15 protein-coding genes are annotated in these 14,288 nt (G+C 73.8%); 6 read left to right on the forward strand and 9 right to left on the reverse strand.

The genetic code is table 11. The features are described from left to right. The first annotated feature begins 36 nt into the window (after window positions 1-36). Window positions 37-354 (forward strand): DUF2516 family protein, encoded by a 318-nt coding sequence (locus tag C5N14_RS01160; protein WP_117664919.1) that lies wholly within the window; start codon window positions 37-39, stop codon window positions 352-354. Further along, window positions 351-1,238, forward strand: a complete 888-nt coding sequence (locus C5N14_RS01165) for an alpha/beta fold hydrolase (protein WP_117664920.1) — start codon at window positions 351-353, stop codon at window positions 1,236-1,238. Before C5N14_RS01160 ends, C5N14_RS01165 begins: the two co-directional genes overlap by 4 nt. A 142-nt stretch (window positions 1,239-1,380) precedes the next feature. On the opposite strand, the gene C5N14_RS01170 is transcribed toward C5N14_RS01165, so the two are convergent. Beyond that, window positions 1,381-2,076 carry a DNA polymerase beta superfamily protein gene (locus C5N14_RS01170; RefSeq protein WP_117664951.1) on the reverse strand — a complete coding sequence of 232 codons (696 nt, stop codon included), beginning with the start codon at window positions 2,074-2,076 and terminating at the stop codon, window positions 1,381-1,383. Window positions 2,077-2,153: 77 nt separating this feature from the next. Between C5N14_RS01170 and C5N14_RS01175 the strand changes: the two genes are divergently transcribed. Continuing rightward, entirely contained in the window at window positions 2,154-3,071 is a 918-nt protein-coding gene (locus C5N14_RS01175; protein WP_117664921.1) for an SDR family oxidoreductase, read from the forward strand. A gap of 30 nt (window positions 3,072-3,101) precedes the next feature. On the opposite strand, the gene C5N14_RS01180 is transcribed toward C5N14_RS01175, so the two are convergent. Further along, on the reverse strand, window positions 3,102-4,091 hold the full coding sequence (locus C5N14_RS01180) for a YafY family protein (protein WP_117664922.1): 990 nt from the start codon (window positions 4,089-4,091) through the stop codon (window positions 3,102-3,104). A gap of 64 nt (window positions 4,092-4,155) precedes the next feature. On the opposite strand from C5N14_RS01180, the gene C5N14_RS01185 reads away from it, so the two are divergent. Continuing rightward, complete coding sequence (locus C5N14_RS01185; protein WP_243639020.1) at window positions 4,156-5,022, forward strand: EI24 domain-containing protein; 867 nt, start codon at window positions 4,156-4,158, stop codon at window positions 5,020-5,022. A gap of 101 nt (window positions 5,023-5,123) precedes the next feature. Further along, window positions 5,124-5,672 (forward strand): hypothetical protein, encoded by a 549-nt coding sequence (locus C5N14_RS01190; protein ID WP_117664923.1) that lies wholly within the window; start codon window positions 5,124-5,126, stop codon window positions 5,670-5,672. Window positions 5,673-5,706: 34 nt separating this feature from the next. Here C5N14_RS01190 and C5N14_RS01195 read toward each other — a convergent pair whose 3' ends face one another. The 7 genes from C5N14_RS01195 to C5N14_RS01225 all read right to left on the reverse strand — a co-directional run bounded on the left by C5N14_RS01195 (window position 5,707) and on the right by C5N14_RS01225 (window position 13,006). Beyond that, a complete protein-coding gene (locus tag C5N14_RS01195; RefSeq protein ID WP_117664924.1) occupies window positions 5,707-6,123 on the reverse strand; it encodes a RidA family protein in 417 nt (138 codons plus the stop codon). 128 nt (window positions 6,124-6,251) lie between these two features. Beyond that, on the reverse strand, window positions 6,252-7,259 hold the full coding sequence (locus tag C5N14_RS01200; RefSeq protein ID WP_117664925.1) for a LacI family DNA-binding transcriptional regulator: 1,008 nt from the start codon (window positions 7,257-7,259) through the stop codon (window positions 6,252-6,254). A 19-nt stretch (window positions 7,260-7,278) separates the two neighbouring features. Further along, complete coding sequence (locus C5N14_RS01205; protein WP_117664926.1) at window positions 7,279-8,673, reverse strand: GH1 family beta-glucosidase; 1,395 nt, start codon at window positions 8,671-8,673, stop codon at window positions 7,279-7,281. 58 nt (window positions 8,674-8,731) lie between these two features. Further along, window positions 8,732-9,565 carry a carbohydrate ABC transporter permease gene (locus tag C5N14_RS01210; RefSeq protein WP_117664927.1) on the reverse strand — a complete coding sequence of 278 codons (834 nt, stop codon included), beginning with the start codon at window positions 9,563-9,565 and terminating at the stop codon, window positions 8,732-8,734. Continuing rightward, window positions 9,562-10,578 carry a carbohydrate ABC transporter permease gene (locus C5N14_RS01215; protein WP_117664928.1) on the reverse strand — a complete coding sequence of 339 codons (1,017 nt, stop codon included), beginning with the start codon at window positions 10,576-10,578 and terminating at the stop codon, window positions 9,562-9,564. The genes C5N14_RS01210 and C5N14_RS01215 overlap by 4 nt, the downstream gene beginning before the upstream one ends. Window positions 10,579-10,645: 67 nt before the next feature. Next, window positions 10,646-11,950, reverse strand: a complete 1,305-nt coding sequence (locus C5N14_RS01220; RefSeq protein ID WP_117664929.1) for an extracellular solute-binding protein — start codon at window positions 11,948-11,950, stop codon at window positions 10,646-10,648. A 297-nt stretch (window positions 11,951-12,247) separates the two neighbouring features. Further along, window positions 12,248-13,006 (reverse strand): maleylpyruvate isomerase family mycothiol-dependent enzyme, encoded by a 759-nt coding sequence (locus C5N14_RS01225; RefSeq protein WP_117664930.1) that lies wholly within the window; start codon window positions 13,004-13,006, stop codon window positions 12,248-12,250. A 68-nt stretch (window positions 13,007-13,074) separates the two neighbouring features. On the opposite strand from C5N14_RS01225, the gene C5N14_RS01230 reads away from it, so the two are divergent. Further along, window positions 13,075-14,166: a UDP-N-acetylmuramate dehydrogenase gene (locus tag C5N14_RS01230; protein WP_117664931.1), complete on the forward strand. Its 1,092-nt coding sequence runs from the start codon at window positions 13,075-13,077 to the stop codon at window positions 14,164-14,166. The last annotated feature ends 122 nt before the right edge of the window (window positions 14,167-14,288 follow it).

Consider the following 14,288-nt stretch of genomic DNA (forward strand, 5'->3'; position numbering starts at 1 on the left):
GGACGGATCCGGGGTCGTCGGCATAAGCTTGCCGGCATGGCCAACGCCGCGCCGATCTTCGCCTTCCAGGTCCAGTACTGGATCACCATGCTGCTGCTGGTGTTCGCCCTCGTCATCGAGGGGGTGGCACTGGTGCACGCGATCACCCAGCGCGGCGAGGGCTTCGCCGCGATCGGCACCCTGCCCAAGGGCGGGTGGATCGCCATCCTCGCGGTCTGCCTGGTGCTCACCCTGCTGACCAACAACGTGCTCAACATCTTCGGCCTGATCGGCGTCGCCGCCGCCCTGATCTACCTGCTCGACGTCCGGGCCGGGCTGCGCGACCTGCACGACGGCCGGGGATCGTCCTGGTGAGAGGGTTCCGCTGGCCACCGCCGCCGGACGGCGGGCCACGGACCTGGGGCCCGGGCCCCGGCGCCCCGCGCACCGGCCGGCCCGCCCTGCCCGAGCCGGAGACCGACCTGGTCACCACCCCGCACGGGGTCCGGCTCGAACAGTTGGTCACCGGCGTCGGCGACCCGGTCACCGTGTTCGCGCACGGGCTGGGCAACGGCATCGCCACCACCCGCCCGTTCGGCAGCGGCGTCACCGGTCGGAAGGTCTTCTTCCAGTTCCGCGGGCACGGCCGCTCCGACGCGCCGCCCGGCCCGTGGAGCTACCTGGACCTCGCCCGCGACCTGCGGGCCGTCGCCGACCTCGGCGGGGCCACCCGGGCGTTCGGGGCCAGCCTCGGCGCGGGCGCGCTCTGCCGGCTGGTCGCCGAGAGCCCGGAGCGCTTCGAGCGGCTGGTCTTCTTCCTCCCGGCGGCGCTCGACCGGCCCCGGGGTCCGGTGGCCCAGGACCGGATCACCGACCTGCTCGACGCGGTGGAGAGCGGCGACGCCTCGGCAGTCGCCGACGCGGTCGTGGTGGAGCTGCCGCCGGCCGTGCGCAACACCCCGGCCGGGTGGGCGTACCTGCGACAGCGGTTGGACCAGCTCCTGCGCGACGGCCTCGCGGCGGGTCTGGCCGCGCTGCCCGACCAGGTTCCGCTCGACGACCGGGCGGAGCTGGCGGCGGTGGACGTCCCCGCCCTGGTGCTCGCCTGCGCGGGCGACGACCTGCACCCGGTCGAGGTCGCCGAGCAGCTCGCCGCCGCCCTGCCCCGGGCCACTCTGCACGTGTACGACCGCCCCGGCGTGCTCTGGTCGGAACGCGCCGACCTGCGGGAGCGGATCTCGACCTTCCTCAACGGGTAGTACGGGTCCGGCTGGCGGACTGAGCGCGACCGGTACGAGCAGCCGCGGGTGCGGACGATCATGGCGCTGGGCTGGTGACTCGTCATCGACCGTGGCGACCGATCCGGCCCGCCGGGCGCGTCGGAGCGGCCGGGGGCGGCGGTCAGCGGCCGGACAGCTCCGGCGGCAGGTGGGCGGCCCGCACGTCGAGCAGCCAACGCTCGACCACGGCCCCGTCCGGCCGGTCGGGCAGCGGGGTGCGGGTGGTGTCGAAGTCCCGCTCCGTCGCGGCCAGCAGGGCCCGCGCCTCGTCCAGCTCGCCGCCGGCCACCCGCTCGCCGAACGCCCGGAACCACTCCGGGTCGGCCAGCCGGATCTCCAGGACGCCGGTGGCGTGCAGCAGCCGGCCCTGGTGCAGCAGCCGGGCCAGGTGCCGGGCGTGCTTGGCCGTCCGCCGCCGGGTGTCGGCCGAGAACGTCCCGTCGCTCCGTGAGGCCAGCTTGCGGAACTGCTGGGTGGCGTACCCCAGGTAGGCGTCGCGGACCCGGGGCGCGCTCAGGAACGCCGAGCGGATGGCGACCAGCCGGTCGCCCAGCTCCGTGCGCGTCTCGTAGCAGTCGTCCGGCAGCCACATCAGCTCGGTGGCGGTCGGGTTGCCGGTCAGCGCCAGCCGGGCGTACTTGCCGGCCTCGTGCAGGGTGACGTCCGGGTCGGTGGTGACCACCGACTCGCGGGGTGGGCGCAGCCCGTGGAAGGCGACCGTCGGCGCGGCGTACACCCCGATCCGGTCGACGTCGGATCCGGGCCTGGCCAGCCCGTACGCGACCGAGCCGACGATGCCGGAGAGCAGCAGGTGCATGCCGCCGAGCATGCCGCAGGACACCCGTTCGCGAAACCGGACTTCGGCTGTCAGGTATCGCTGTCAGGGTCGAGCGCATGACGACGAAACCCCTGTCAGGGAAGATCGCGCTCGTCGCCGGGGCGACGCGGGGCGCCGGCCGGCAGATCGCGGTGCAGCTCGGCGCCGCCGGGGCCACGGTGTACGCCACCGGCCGCAGCAGCCGCGCCGGGCGCTCGGAGCTGGACCGGCCGGAGACCATCGAGGAGACCGCGGAGCTGGTCACCGCGGCCGGCGGCACCGGCATCGCCGTCCGGGTCGACCATCTCGTCCCGGACCAGGTCCGCGACCTGGTGGCCCGGATCGACGCCGAGCAGGGCCGGCTCGACGTGCTGGTCAACGACATCTGGGGCGCCGACCACCTGGTCACCTGGGAGAAGCCGGTCTGGGAGCAGCCGCTGGAGCCCGGCTTCCGCACCCTGCGGCTGGCGGTCGACACCCACATCGTCACCAGTCACTTCGCCCTACCGCTGCTGATCCGCCGCCCCGGCGGACTGGTGGTGGAGATCGGCGACGGGACCCGGGAGTACAACGACGCCCACTACCGGCTGTCGGTCTTCTACGACCTGGCCAAGACCTGCGTCAACCGGCTCGCCTTCACCCAGGCGCACGAGCTGGGGCCGCACGACTGCACGGCGGTCGCGCTCACCCCCGGTTGGATCCGGTCCGAGTTCATGCTGGAGCACTTCGGAGTGACCGAGGAGAACTGGCGCGACGGCGCGGCGAAGGACCCGCACTTCCTCATCTCGGAGACCCCGGCGTACGTCGGGCGGGCGGTGGCCGCGCTGGCCGCCGACTCCGGGCGGGCCCGCTGGAACGGGAAGTCCGTGTCCAGCGGCGAGCTGGCCCGGGTGTACGGCTTCACCGACCTCGACGGCAGCCAACCGGACGGCTTCCGCTACATCAGCGAGGTGGTGGACGGCGGCAAGCCGGGCGACGTCGCCGACTACCGCTGACCGTCCCGACCCTCCCGCCGGTCGCCCCGGTCACTGCGCCCCGCCGCCCGGCCCGCCGTACAGCGCGGCGAGCCGGGCGGCGGCCCCGGCCACCCGCTCCCGCAGCTCGGGCGGGTCGAGCACCTCCACCTCCGGCCCGAGCCGCAGCAGCAGCTCGTACGCCACCTCGACGGACTCGACGGGCAGCCGGGTGACCACCCAGCCCCGCCCGTCGGGCTCGCCGGCGGCGCGGGTCGCCTCGGCGTACCCGAAGGGGGCCTCCGGGGCCCGGCGGAGCGCGCGCAGGCCGGCGGGGCTGAGCCGGACGCCGACCTCGGCCCGCTGCATGCTCCGCAGGAACGCCTCGGCCTGGTCCTGCCAGTGGCCACCCAGGTCGAAGCCCTGGTCCCGGTCGAACGGCTCCTCGCCCGCCAGCACGTCGACCACCCGGTCCACCCGGTACGTCCGGGTGTCGTCGCCGACCCGGGCGACCAGGTACCAGACCCCGCTCTTGAGCACCAGCCCGTACGGCTCCACCCGTCGGACGACCTCCCGCTCGCCGCGCCGGTAGCGCAGCTCGACGACCCGGTCCCGCCAGACGGCCCGGGCCAGCTCGGCCAGCCACGGCGGCGGCGTCGCGTCCCGGAACCAGCCGGGCACGTCGAGGTGGAACCGCTGCCCGATGCGGGCCGGCGCGTCGCGCAGCGCGGGCGGCAGCGCGGCCAGCACCTTCAGCTCGGCGGACGCGACCGCGTCGGCCAGCCCCAGGTCCCCGGCCGGCCCGGGCAGCCCGGCCAGGAAGAGCGCCTCCGCCTCGTCCCGGGTCAGCCCGGTCAACCGGGTCCGGTACCCGCCGAGCAGCCGGTAGCCGCCGGCCCGCCCCCGGTCGGCGTAGACCGGCACCCCGGCGGCGGAGAGCGCCAGCACGTCCCGGTACACGGTCCGCTCGGAGACCTCCAGCTCCCGGGCCAGCTCGGCGGCCGTCATCGTCCCCCGGGACTGGAGCAACAGCACCAACGAGATCAACCGCGAGGCCCGCACCCACCCATTGTGTCGGGACGGGACGGCGGGCCGAGCGGGCCGGTCGCCGTTAGGCTCAGCGGTCGTGAACGTACCCAGCAGCATCACCGCGCCGGTGACCGGCGCCGTCGGTCGGTTCTTCTCCGGGGTCGGACTGCTCCTGCGCGGTATCGGCCTCTACGTCCGCAGCCCCGGCCTGATGCTGCTCGGCATCGTCCCGGCGCTGCTCTCCGGGGCGCTGTTCGTGGGAGCGTTCGCCACCCTGGTCTACTTCGTGGACGACCTGGCGGCGCTGGTCACGCCGTTCGCCGACGACTGGTCGACCACCGCCCGCAGCCTGGTCCGGGTGATCGCCGGCCTGGCCTTCCTCGGGCTCGGCGGGCTGCTCGGGGTGCTCACCTTCACCGCGGTCACCCTGGTCATCGGCGACCCGTTCTACGAGAAGATCTCCGAGCGGGTGGAGGAGCGGTACGGGGGGACGCCCGGCGCGGTGGAGGTGCCGTTCTGGGGATCGCTGCGTCGCAGCGTCGTGGACTCGCTGCGACTGGTCGCGATCTCCGTGCTGGTCGGCATCCCGCTCTTCGCGGCCGGGTTCATCCCGGTGGTCGGCCAGACCGTCGTGCCGGTGATCGGGGCGGCGGTCGGCGGCTGGTTCCTCGCCCTGGAGCTGACCGGGGCGCCGTTCTACCGGCGCGGCATGCGGCTGCCGGACCGCCGGGCCCTGCTGAAGGCCGACCGGCCCACCGCACTCGGCTTCGGGGTGGCCGTCTTCGTCTGCTTCCTGATCCCGCTCGGCGCGGTGCTGATCATGCCGGCTGCGGTGGCGGGCGCCACCCTGCTCGCCCGCCGCTCCCTCGGCCAGAGCGTGGCGGAGCCGCGCCGGCCCGGCGGGCTGTCCGACCCGTTCGACCAGCCCGCCGGCGCGCCGCCCCGGCCCGTAGGGGAGCGCTGACATGGAGATCTAGTCGCCGCGTCTCCGGGCAGGGAGGGCCCGGAGAACGTACCCTGACCGGTAAAGCCGCAAAAGGGACGAAAGCGTCAGGGGTGCGTCGCGTGGAAGCTGACCGGCTCCGGCTCGCGGTCGCGGTGACCACGGCCTGCATGACGGTGCTCGGGGCCGCGGGCCTGGCCCCGGGCGCGGCCAGGCGCGAGGCGGGCACCGCCCGGCCCCCGTCGGGCGGGCCGCCCGCGTCGCCCCTGACCGGCCCCCGCACCACGGTCCTGCTGAACCCCGGCGACGCGCCGTCCGACGCGGCTGGGCGCGGCCCCGCCGGCCGCGACTCCGCCTGCGTGGCCGAGCTGGGCGGCGGGCCGTACCCCGACGAGGACGTCTGGGTGTTCAGCCTGCCGACCAGCGCCGCCCTCGCCCGGTTCGTCGCGGTGACGCCCCGGTTCGCCGCACCGGGCCAGGGACGGGTCGCCCCGGCCGTACCCGCCGAGGGCGGCGCGATCGGCGCCGACCACGGGGTCAGCGTGGCCTGGCTCCGCCTCCCGGCCGGCTGGACGCTGGTCGGCGGGACGGCGACGATCGCCGGGGACGCCGACCGCTACCTGCTCGCCGGGGTCTGCGCGGCGCGCGGGTCGTCAGGGCAGCTCGCGTAGGCCGGCCCCGCGCCGGGCCGGGCGCCGCGGACCGTCACCGGGTCCGGCCCCGGACGGCGGCGACCGCCTCCACCTCGACGAGCTGGTCGGAATAGCCGAGCACGGCCACCCCGAGCAGGGTGCTCGGCGGGTCGTGATCGCCGAACGCGTCCCGGACCACCTCCCACGCGGCCACCAGGTCGGCCTGCCGGGGCGACGCGACGTACACCGTGGTCTTGACGACGTCGGCGAGCCGGGCCCCGGCGGCGGCGAGCGCGGCCTCCAGGTTGGCCATCACCTGCCGGGCCTGCGCCGCCGGGTCGCCCGGCGCGACCGTGCGCCCCTCGGCGTCCAGGGGGCAGGCCCCGGCGGTGAAGACCAGCCGGGCCGGCGGGTCGACGGTAGCCGCGTACGCGTACTCGGCGACGTCCGACAGCTCGGGTACGCGCACCAGCGCCACGTGATCGCTCATCCGCGCGACGCTAGTGCCCCGCCCGCCGGGCCGCCAGGCCATTACCGCCCGACCGCGTCCCGCCGGCGCGGCCGAGGGGCGAGCGGGCAGCCGCGCCACTGCCTGGGCGCGGCGCCCTGCTCCGTCCCTCAGCCGGAGGCGCGGACGACCAGCTCGGTGGGGAGGACGAGGGCCGGCTCGACGTCCTCGCCGGCCGTGATCCGCAGCAGCTGGCGGGTCGCCTCCCGGCCCAGCTCCAGTATCGGCTGCCGCACCGTGGTCAGCGGCGGGTCGGTGTACGCGGCGGTCTCGATGTCGTCGAACCCGATCATCGCGACGTCGGCGGGCACCCGCCGCCCCGCCTCGCGGAGCGTCCGCATGGCGGCGTGCGCCATCAGGTCCGACGCGGCGAAGACCGCGTCCAGGTCGGGGTGGGCGTCCAGGAGCTGGCGCATCGCCGCCGCTCCCGACTCGCGGGTGAAGTCGCCGAACGCCACCAGTTCGGGCAGGCCGGCTGCGGCGACCGCCTTCCGGTACCCGGTGAGCCGCTCCACCCCGGCGAACATGTCCTGCGGCCCGGCGATGGTGGCGATCCGCCGCCGCCCCGAGTCGAGCAGGTGCCGCACCGCCCGGGTCACCCCGCCGACGTGGTCGACGTCGACGTACGGCACCCCGACGTCGCCGAGCAGCCGGCCGCTGCACACCACCGGGATGCCGAGCTGGGCCAGCTTCGCCGGCAGCGGGTCGGCGCCGTGCAGCGAGGCGAAGACCACTCCGTCGACGTGCCGTCCGGTGGTGTACCGCTCCACCCGGGCGTGCCCGGCCGGCGAGCCCGCCAGCATCAGCACGAGCTGTTTGTCGGCCGCCTCCAGCTCCTGCGCGACCCCCCGGATGATGCTCGGGAACACCTGGTCGTCGGAGAACACCCTGGTCGCCTCCTCGGGCAGGACCAGGGCGACCGAGTCGGTCCGCTGGGTGACCAGGCTGCGGGCGGCCAGATTCGGCACGTACCCCAGCTCGGCCACGGCGCGGCGGACCGCCTCCTGGATCGGCTCGGCGACGGTCGTGGAACCGTTCACCACCCGCGAGACAGTCGCCCGGGACACGCCGGCCCGCCGGGCCACCGCCTCCAGGGTCGGCCGCTGGGCCGTCGTCATCCCCGTACTCACCGCCTCGTCACAGCCCGTTCCGGGAGATCACCTCCTGGTACCACCGGGCGCTGGCCTTCGGTGTGCGCCGCTGGGTCAGGTAGTCGACGTGGACGATCCCGAACCGCTTGCGGTACCCCTCGGCCCACTCGAAGTTGTCCAACAACGACCATACGAGATAGCCGCGCAGGTCCACTCCCCGGCCGATGGCCTCGTGCGCGGCCCGCAGGTGCCCGTCGAGGTAGGCGATCCGGTCGGCGTCGGCCACCCGGGCGGCCCCGGCCGGCCCAGCCGCGCCCGGCGTCTCCTCGGTGGTCCGGTCCGGGAACGCCCCGCCGTTCTCGGTGATCATCAGCGGCAGGCCCGGGTAGTCGGCGGCGAGCCGCTCCAGCAGCCGGGTCAGCCCGGCCGGCTCGATCGCCCAGCCCATGTCGCTCAGCGGCCCGGTCGGCGGCAGGAACTCCACCGCCCCCTCGGTGCCCGGGTACGCCCCGCCTCCGCCGCCGTCCGGCCGGCCCGCCACGTAGGTCGGCGCGTAGTAGTTGATCCCGAGCAGGTCGATCGGGACGGCGATCAGCTTCTCGTCCCCGTCCCGGATGAACGTCGGCTCGACCATCCGGGAGACGTGCTCCAGCACGTCGGCCGGGTACCCGGCGCCGGTCAGCGGGTCCAGGAAGATCCGGTTCTGCAACCCGTCGACCAGTCGGACCGCGGCGGCGTCCGCCGCGCTGTCCGGGTCGGCCGGCTGCACGTCGACCGGGTTCAGGGTGATCCCGACGACCTCCGCGCCGGCCGCCCGCAGCGCCCGGTCCGCGAGGCCGTGCGCGAGCAGCAGGTGGTGTACGGCGGCGAAGGCCGCCCCCGGGTCCCGGACGCCGGGGGCGTGCACCCCGTTGCCGTAACCGAGGTAGGCCGAGCACCACGGCTCGTTGAGCGTGGTCCAGGTGCGGATCCGGTCGCCGAGCCGGCCGTACACCGCCGCCGCGTACGTGGCGAAGTGTTCGGCGGTCTCCCGGCTGGTCCAGCCGCCCCGGTCCTCCAGGGCCTGCGGCAGATCCCAGTGGTAGAGCGTGACGATCGGGTCGATGCCCTGGTCGAGCAGCGCGTCGGTCAGCCGGTCGTAGAAGTCCAGGCCGCGCGGGTTCACCGGGCCGGTGCCGTCGGGCTGGACGCGTGGCCAGGCGACCGAGAACCGGTACGCCCCCAGCCCCAGCTCCGCCATCAGGGCCACGTCGTCGGCGTACCGGTGGTAGTGGTCGCAGGCGACGTCGCCGGTGTGCCCGGCGAAGACCCTGCCCGGCGTACGGCTGAAGGTGTCCCAGATGGACGCGCCGCGACCGTCGTCGCGGGCCGCACCCTCGATCTGGTACGCCGCGGTGGCCGCGCCCCAGACGAAGTTCTCGGGGAATCGGAGCTCGCTCACGCTTCGACCTCTTTCGTTCGCGACTGCGGGGCTCGCAGGATCGGCTCACTCCTCGCGCTCACGCCTTGACCGCACCTTCCATGATCCCGCCGATGATCTGGCGGCCGAACAGGACGAAGACCAGCAACAGGGGCAGGGTCGCGATGGCCGTGCCGGTGAAGACCTGCGACATGTCCTGGTAGTACCCGTCGGACAGCGCCCGCAGCGAGAGCTGCACGGTCGGATTCTCCGGGTCGTTGAGGACAGCGTAGGGCCAGAGGAAGTCGTTCCAGGTGGTCATGAACGTCAGCAGGCCGAGGACGGCGGCGGCCGGACGCAGCGCGGGCAGCACCACGTTCCAGTAGACCCGCGCGGTGCCGCAGCCGTCCATCCGGGCGGCCTCGATCAGCTCGGTGCTGACGGCCTGCCCGGCGTACTGGCGCATCATGAACACCCCGAACCCGGTTACCAGCGCCGGGACGATCACCGCCGGCAGCCGGTCGTTCCAGTTCAGCTTCGTCATCAGCAGGTACAGCGGGATCACCCCGAGCTGGGTGGGGACCATCATCGTCGCGATGATCACCAGCAGCAGCGCGTTGCGGCCCCGGAACCGCAGCTTGGCGAAGGCGAACCCGGCCAGGGTGGAGAAGAAGACCACCGAGACGGTGACCGTGACGGCCACGATCGCCGAGTTGATCAGGCCGGTGAGGAAGTACGCGTCGGTGTTCGAGAAGAGCCGGGCGATGTTGGCACCGAGGTTGCCGCCGGGGGTGACCGGCGGCGGCACCTGGCCCATCGCGTCGCTGGACCGGCTCGCCACCACGAACATCCAGTAGATCGGGAAGATCGACAGAAGGGCGGAGGCGGCCAGCGCGGCGTAGGTGAGCCGGCTCGCGGACCAGAGGCGGTTCATCGGGAACGCTCCTTCCGGACCCGGCGGGCCCTCGCCGGCCGGTCGGTCCCGCCGAGCCGGCGCAGGACCACCACGTTGATCGCGGCGACGATCGCGATCAGGGCGAACAGCAGCCAGGCGACCGCCGAGCCGTAGCCGAAGTTGTAGTGCGGCGCGAAGGCGTTCTCGAACATGTACATGGTCATCGTCTGCGACTCGCGCAGGGGTCCGCCCCGGATCGGGTTGGTGCCGGAGTGGAACAGCCGGGGCTCGGTGAAGAGCTGGAGGCCGCCGATGGTGGAGACGATCACCGCGAAGATGATCGTGGGCTTGAGCAGCGGCACGGTGATCGACCAGAACTGCCGGGTCCGGCTGGCCCCGTCGATCGCCGACGACTCGTACAGGTCCCCGGGGATGGCCTGCATGGCGGCCAGGAAGATCAGCGCGTTGTAGCCGGTCCACCGCCAGTCGACCATCGCGGAGATGGCCACCCAGGAGGCGAACCGGTTCGCCTTCCAGTCGATCGCGCCGACGCCGACCAGGTCGAGCAGCCAGTTGATCATGCCGAACTGCCGGCCGAACAGCACCCCGAAGACGATCGCCACGGCGGCGGTCGAGGTGACGTTCGGGACCAGCACCGCCATCCGCCAGGTGGTCCGGGCCCGGAGCCGCCGGTTGAGCAGGCTGGCCAGCCAGAGCGCGGCGAGCAGCTGCGGCACGGTGGAGATGACGAAGATGCCGAGGGTGTTGACCACCGAGTGCCAGAAGTCGGCGTCGGCCAGCAGCCGGGAGTAGTTCTCCGCCCCGACGAACGGGTGCTCGGCGCCGAGCAGGTCCCAGTCGTGCAGCGAGACCCAGAAGGTGTACGCCAGCGGGTACGCCCCGAACACGCCGAACAGCAGGAAGAACGGGGCGATGTAGAGGTAGGGGGAGTACTTCTCGTCGAGCCGGCTGAGCCGGAACGCCCTCCCTGGGCGGGCGGTGCGCCGGGCCGCCGGTGTCGCCGGCGGCCGGGCGTCGAGCTGGACGCTCATGGCCCGGTCACTCCTTTCCACGGCGCGGGCGGGGCCCCGGAGCCCCGCCCGCACGCCTGGGTAGGGCCTACTTGGCGGCGGCCTTCTTGGCGTTGTCCACCGCGTCGGTCCAGCCCTGTCCCGGGTTGCGCTGGCCGAGCTCGACCGTGCGGACGGCGTTCTCCACCTCGGTGCGCACGGCCTGGTTCTTCGGGCCCATGTAGACCGGCTTGAGGCTCTTGGCGCCGGCCGCGAAGATCTTGCCGACCGGGGCGTCGGAGAAGTACGCGCTCTTCGAGTCGGCCACCGCCGGGTCGTCCAGCGCCTGCGGGTTCGAGGGCAGCGGGCCCTTGGCCTTGAACGCCCCGATCTGGCCCTTGGCGCTGGTCAGGAACTTGGCCAGCGCGATCGCCTCGGCCTGGTGCTTGCTCTGCTTCGGCACGGCGAGGAACGACCCGCCCCAGTTGCCGCCGTTGCCGGGGACCTGGGCGATGTCCCACTTGCCCTTGGCGGCCGGCCCGGCGTTGCCCTCGATGACGCCGGTCATCCAGGCCGGGCAGGCGATGGTGGCGAACTTGGCCTGCTTGAACGCCGACACCCACTCCTCCGACCAGGAGCCGTACTTGCCGGACAGGCCCGAGTCGATGATGTCCATCGTGGTGTCCCAGGCCTGCTTGACGGCCGGGTTGCTGTCCACCACGAGGTTGTTGCCGGTGTCGTAGTAGTGGTAGCCCTGCGCGTTGCCGGCGGTCTGGAGCACGATCGTGTTGAAGATGTTGGTCGCCGCGTCGAGGAACGACGCCCCGGTGTTGGCGGCCTTGAACTTCTCGCCGGTGGCGACGTAGTCCTGCCAGGTGGGCCAGAGCTTGGACACCTCGTCCCGCCCGGTGGGCAGGCCGGCCTTGGCGAAGAGGTCCTTGCGGTAGCACATCGCCATGCCGCCGACGTCGGTGCCGAGACCGATGAGCTGCTTGCCGTCGGCGGTCAGCCCCTGGTTCCACTTCCAGTCCAGGAAGTTGCCCTTGAGATCGGCCGCGCCGTGGTCCAGCAGGTTGACGAAGTTCTGTGGGTTCGCCTTGTACTCGACCAGCAGGCCCTCCTCGATGGCGACCACGTCGCCGGCGCCCTTGCCGGCGGCGAGCCACTGGGTGAGCTTCGGCGAGTACTCGTCGAGGTTGCCGCCGGTGCCGCGCTCGACGATCTTCACGTCGGGGTGGGCGGCCATGTATTCCTGGTAGAGCTCCTCGTAGCCCATCTGGCCGAAGACGTCGACGGTCAGCGTGACCGGCCCGCCCTCGGCGGGCTCGTTCCCGCCGCAGCCGGCGGTGGTGAGCAGTGCGGTGGCCGCGACGAGGGCCATGGCCGCGAGGCGGCGGCGGGGGAAGACACCCATCTGTTCTCGGACCCCTCTCAGGTCGTGCGGGTGGTGGGACGGGTGGACCTGCCGGCAGGCGAGCCGCGAACCAGGGAACGGGGCGGCCTCGACCGGACATGAGAGAGCGCTCTCACAAGAGGGTGGTCTCTGTCGCACCGGATGTCAAGAGAGCGCTCTCAGTGCACCCCGGCCCCACCCCGCCCGCGCCCACCCCGCCCCGCCCACCCGCCTCAAACACGGAAAGAGTGGCCTCCCGGGGCGGGAAGGCCACTCTTTCCGTGAAAGTGCGCGCCAGCGAAGGGGGGTGCCCGCGCGTCAGCCGGTGCGGAGGCCGTCGAGGAGTGCCCGGTCCCCGGCCACGCCGAGGGTGTCGAAGCTGACCCGGCCCATCAGGGCCAGCAGCAGGTCGCTGGCCGTCCCGGTGACCTCGGCCCGGGCGTGGTGCTCGTCGTGGTCGAGGATGGTGGCGGTGTCCAGCAGCGCGACGCCCCCGCCACGCAGCCGCAGGTACCAGTCCTGGCCGGCGTCGGACGCGGAGAGGTGCACGACCCCGTGCCACTGGCCGGTCGCCGTCCGCTTGCCGGCGGGCAGCCAGGTGTCCAGCACCTCGCTCACCCCGTCGGCCGCGAGCTTGGCCTCGATCGGCTCGCCGGCGGCGATGGCGAGCTGGGCGTCCCACCGGTGCACCGCGGTCTCGTGGGCCATCCGGCGGGGCCAGAAGCCCGCCTTCTTCGGCTGCGGTGCCCAGTTCCACGCGGGCGCCTCCGGGTCCAGCCCGTCGAAGGCCGTCATCAGCCGGTCGTACCCGTGCTGCCAGAACTGGAACGGCGTCATCCCGGCGGGCAGTTCGCCCGGCTCGGGGCGCTCCGGGCGGGCGGTGCCGCCGGAAGTGACGACGATGTGCACCCAGCGGTAGACGTCGCCGAGGTGCAGGGTCAGCTCGTTGATCGTCCAGCCCGGGCAGGAGAGCACGGGTGTCTCGGGAGGCGCTTCCGCGACGGCGGCGGCGAACGCGGGCCCCTCCGCCCGGAGCGCGCCGATCCAGAAGTCCTTCGTGCCGTGCAGTCTGCTCATCAGGATCCTCCCGGGCGACCGGGCCACCAGTGGGTGCCGCGGCTTCCCCTCAGCCTAGGGTGAAAGGCGTGTCAGACGTTAGTGCCCAGCCGGCCACCGAGACCCACGCCGCCGACCCCTCGTCGTTGGCGAGTTACACCACCCTGCGCCTCGGTGGCGCGGCGGGGCGGGTCGAGACCGCTGCCAGCGCTGAGGAGATCGTACAAAAGGTGCAGCAGGCGCGCCTGCGGGACGATCAGGTGCTGATCCTCGCCGGGGGCAGCAACGTGGTGATCGGCGACGCCGGATTCCCCGGCACGGTCGTGCTGGTGCGCTCCCGGGGGCTGCGGGTCGTCGCCGAGGACGCCGACACCGTCACGGTACGAGTGGAGGCCGGCGAACCGTGGGACGACCTGGTCGCCGCGACCGTGGCCAACGGCTGGTCCGGGCTGGAGTGCCTGTCCGGCATCCCGGGGTCCGCCGGGGCCACCCCGATCCAGAACGTCGGCGCGTACGGCCAGGAGGTGGCCGAGACGATCACCGGCGTCCAGGTGTACGACCGCACCGACGACACCGTGGGCCGGGTCGAGGCGGCCGACTGCGGCTTCGCGTACCGGTCGAGCATCTTCAAGTACAGCGAGCGCTGGGTGGTGCTCTCGGTCGACTTCCGGCTCGCCCGGTCCCCGCTGTCCGGCCCGGTCCGCTACGCCGAACTGGCCCGGACGCTCGGCGTCGAGGTCGGCGACCGGGTGGCGCTGGCCGACGCGCGGGCGACCGTGCTGCGACTGCGGGCCGGCAAGGGCATGGTGCTCGACGCCGCTGACCCGGACACGTGGTCGGTGGGCTCGTTCTTCACCAACCCGGTGCTGGACCGGGAGGGCTACGAGCTGCTCCGCGAGCGCGCCGCCGACCTCGGTGAGCCGCCGCACTGGCCGGGGGCCGGCGGCACCGTCAAGGTCAGCGCGGCCTGGCTGATCGACCGCGCCGGCTTCGCCAAGGGCCACCCCGGCCCGGAGGGGGTGGCCATCTCCGGCAAGCACACCCTCGCCCTGACCAACCGCGCCGGCACCGCCAGCACGGCGGCCCTGATCGCCCTGGCCCGCGACATCCGCGACGGCGTCCACGCCCGCTTCACGGTGACCCTCCACCCCGAACCGGTCCTCATCAACTGCACCCTCTAACCCCACCCACCCCCCCCCCCCCCCCCCCCCCCCCCCCCCCCCCCCCCCCCCCCCCCCCCCCCCCCCCCCCCCCCCCCCCCCCCCCCCCCCCCCCCCCCCCCCCCCCCCCCGCCCCCCCCCCC

This window comes from Micromonospora sp. MW-13 (genome assembly GCF_003434305.1).
In the GTDB taxonomy this organism is placed as follows: Bacteria; Actinomycetota; Actinomycetes; order Mycobacteriales; family Micromonosporaceae; genus Micromonospora.

Excerpts from the sequence above, each read along its gene's own strand:
- C5N14_RS01160 (WP_117664919.1), top strand. The coding sequence starts at position 37 with ATGGCCAACGCCGCGCCGATCTTCGCCTTCCAGGTCCAGTACTGGATC.
- C5N14_RS01170 (WP_117664951.1), bottom strand. The coding sequence starts at position 2,076 with ATGCACCTGCTGCTCTCCGGCATCGTCGGCTCGGTCGCGTACGGGCTG.
- C5N14_RS01175 (WP_117664921.1), top strand. The coding sequence starts at position 2,154 with ATGACGACGAAACCCCTGTCAGGGAAGATCGCGCTCGTCGCCGGGGCG.
- C5N14_RS01195 (WP_117664924.1), bottom strand. The coding sequence starts at position 6,123 with ATGAGCGATCACGTGGCGCTGGTGCGCGTACCCGAGCTGTCGGACGTC.
- C5N14_RS01200 (WP_117664925.1), bottom strand. The coding sequence starts at position 7,259 with ATGACGACGGCCCAGCGGCCGACCCTGGAGGCGGTGGCCCGGCGGGCC.
- C5N14_RS01210 (WP_117664927.1), bottom strand. The coding sequence starts at position 9,565 with ATGAACCGCCTCTGGTCCGCGAGCCGGCTCACCTACGCCGCGCTGGCC.
- C5N14_RS01215 (WP_117664928.1), bottom strand. The coding sequence starts at position 10,578 with ATGAGCGTCCAGCTCGACGCCCGGCCGCCGGCGACACCGGCGGCCCGG.
- C5N14_RS01220 (WP_117664929.1), bottom strand. The coding sequence starts at position 11,950 with ATGGGTGTCTTCCCCCGCCGCCGCCTCGCGGCCATGGCCCTCGTCGCG.
- C5N14_RS01225 (WP_117664930.1), bottom strand. The coding sequence starts at position 13,006 with ATGAGCAGACTGCACGGCACGAAGGACTTCTGGATCGGCGCGCTCCGG.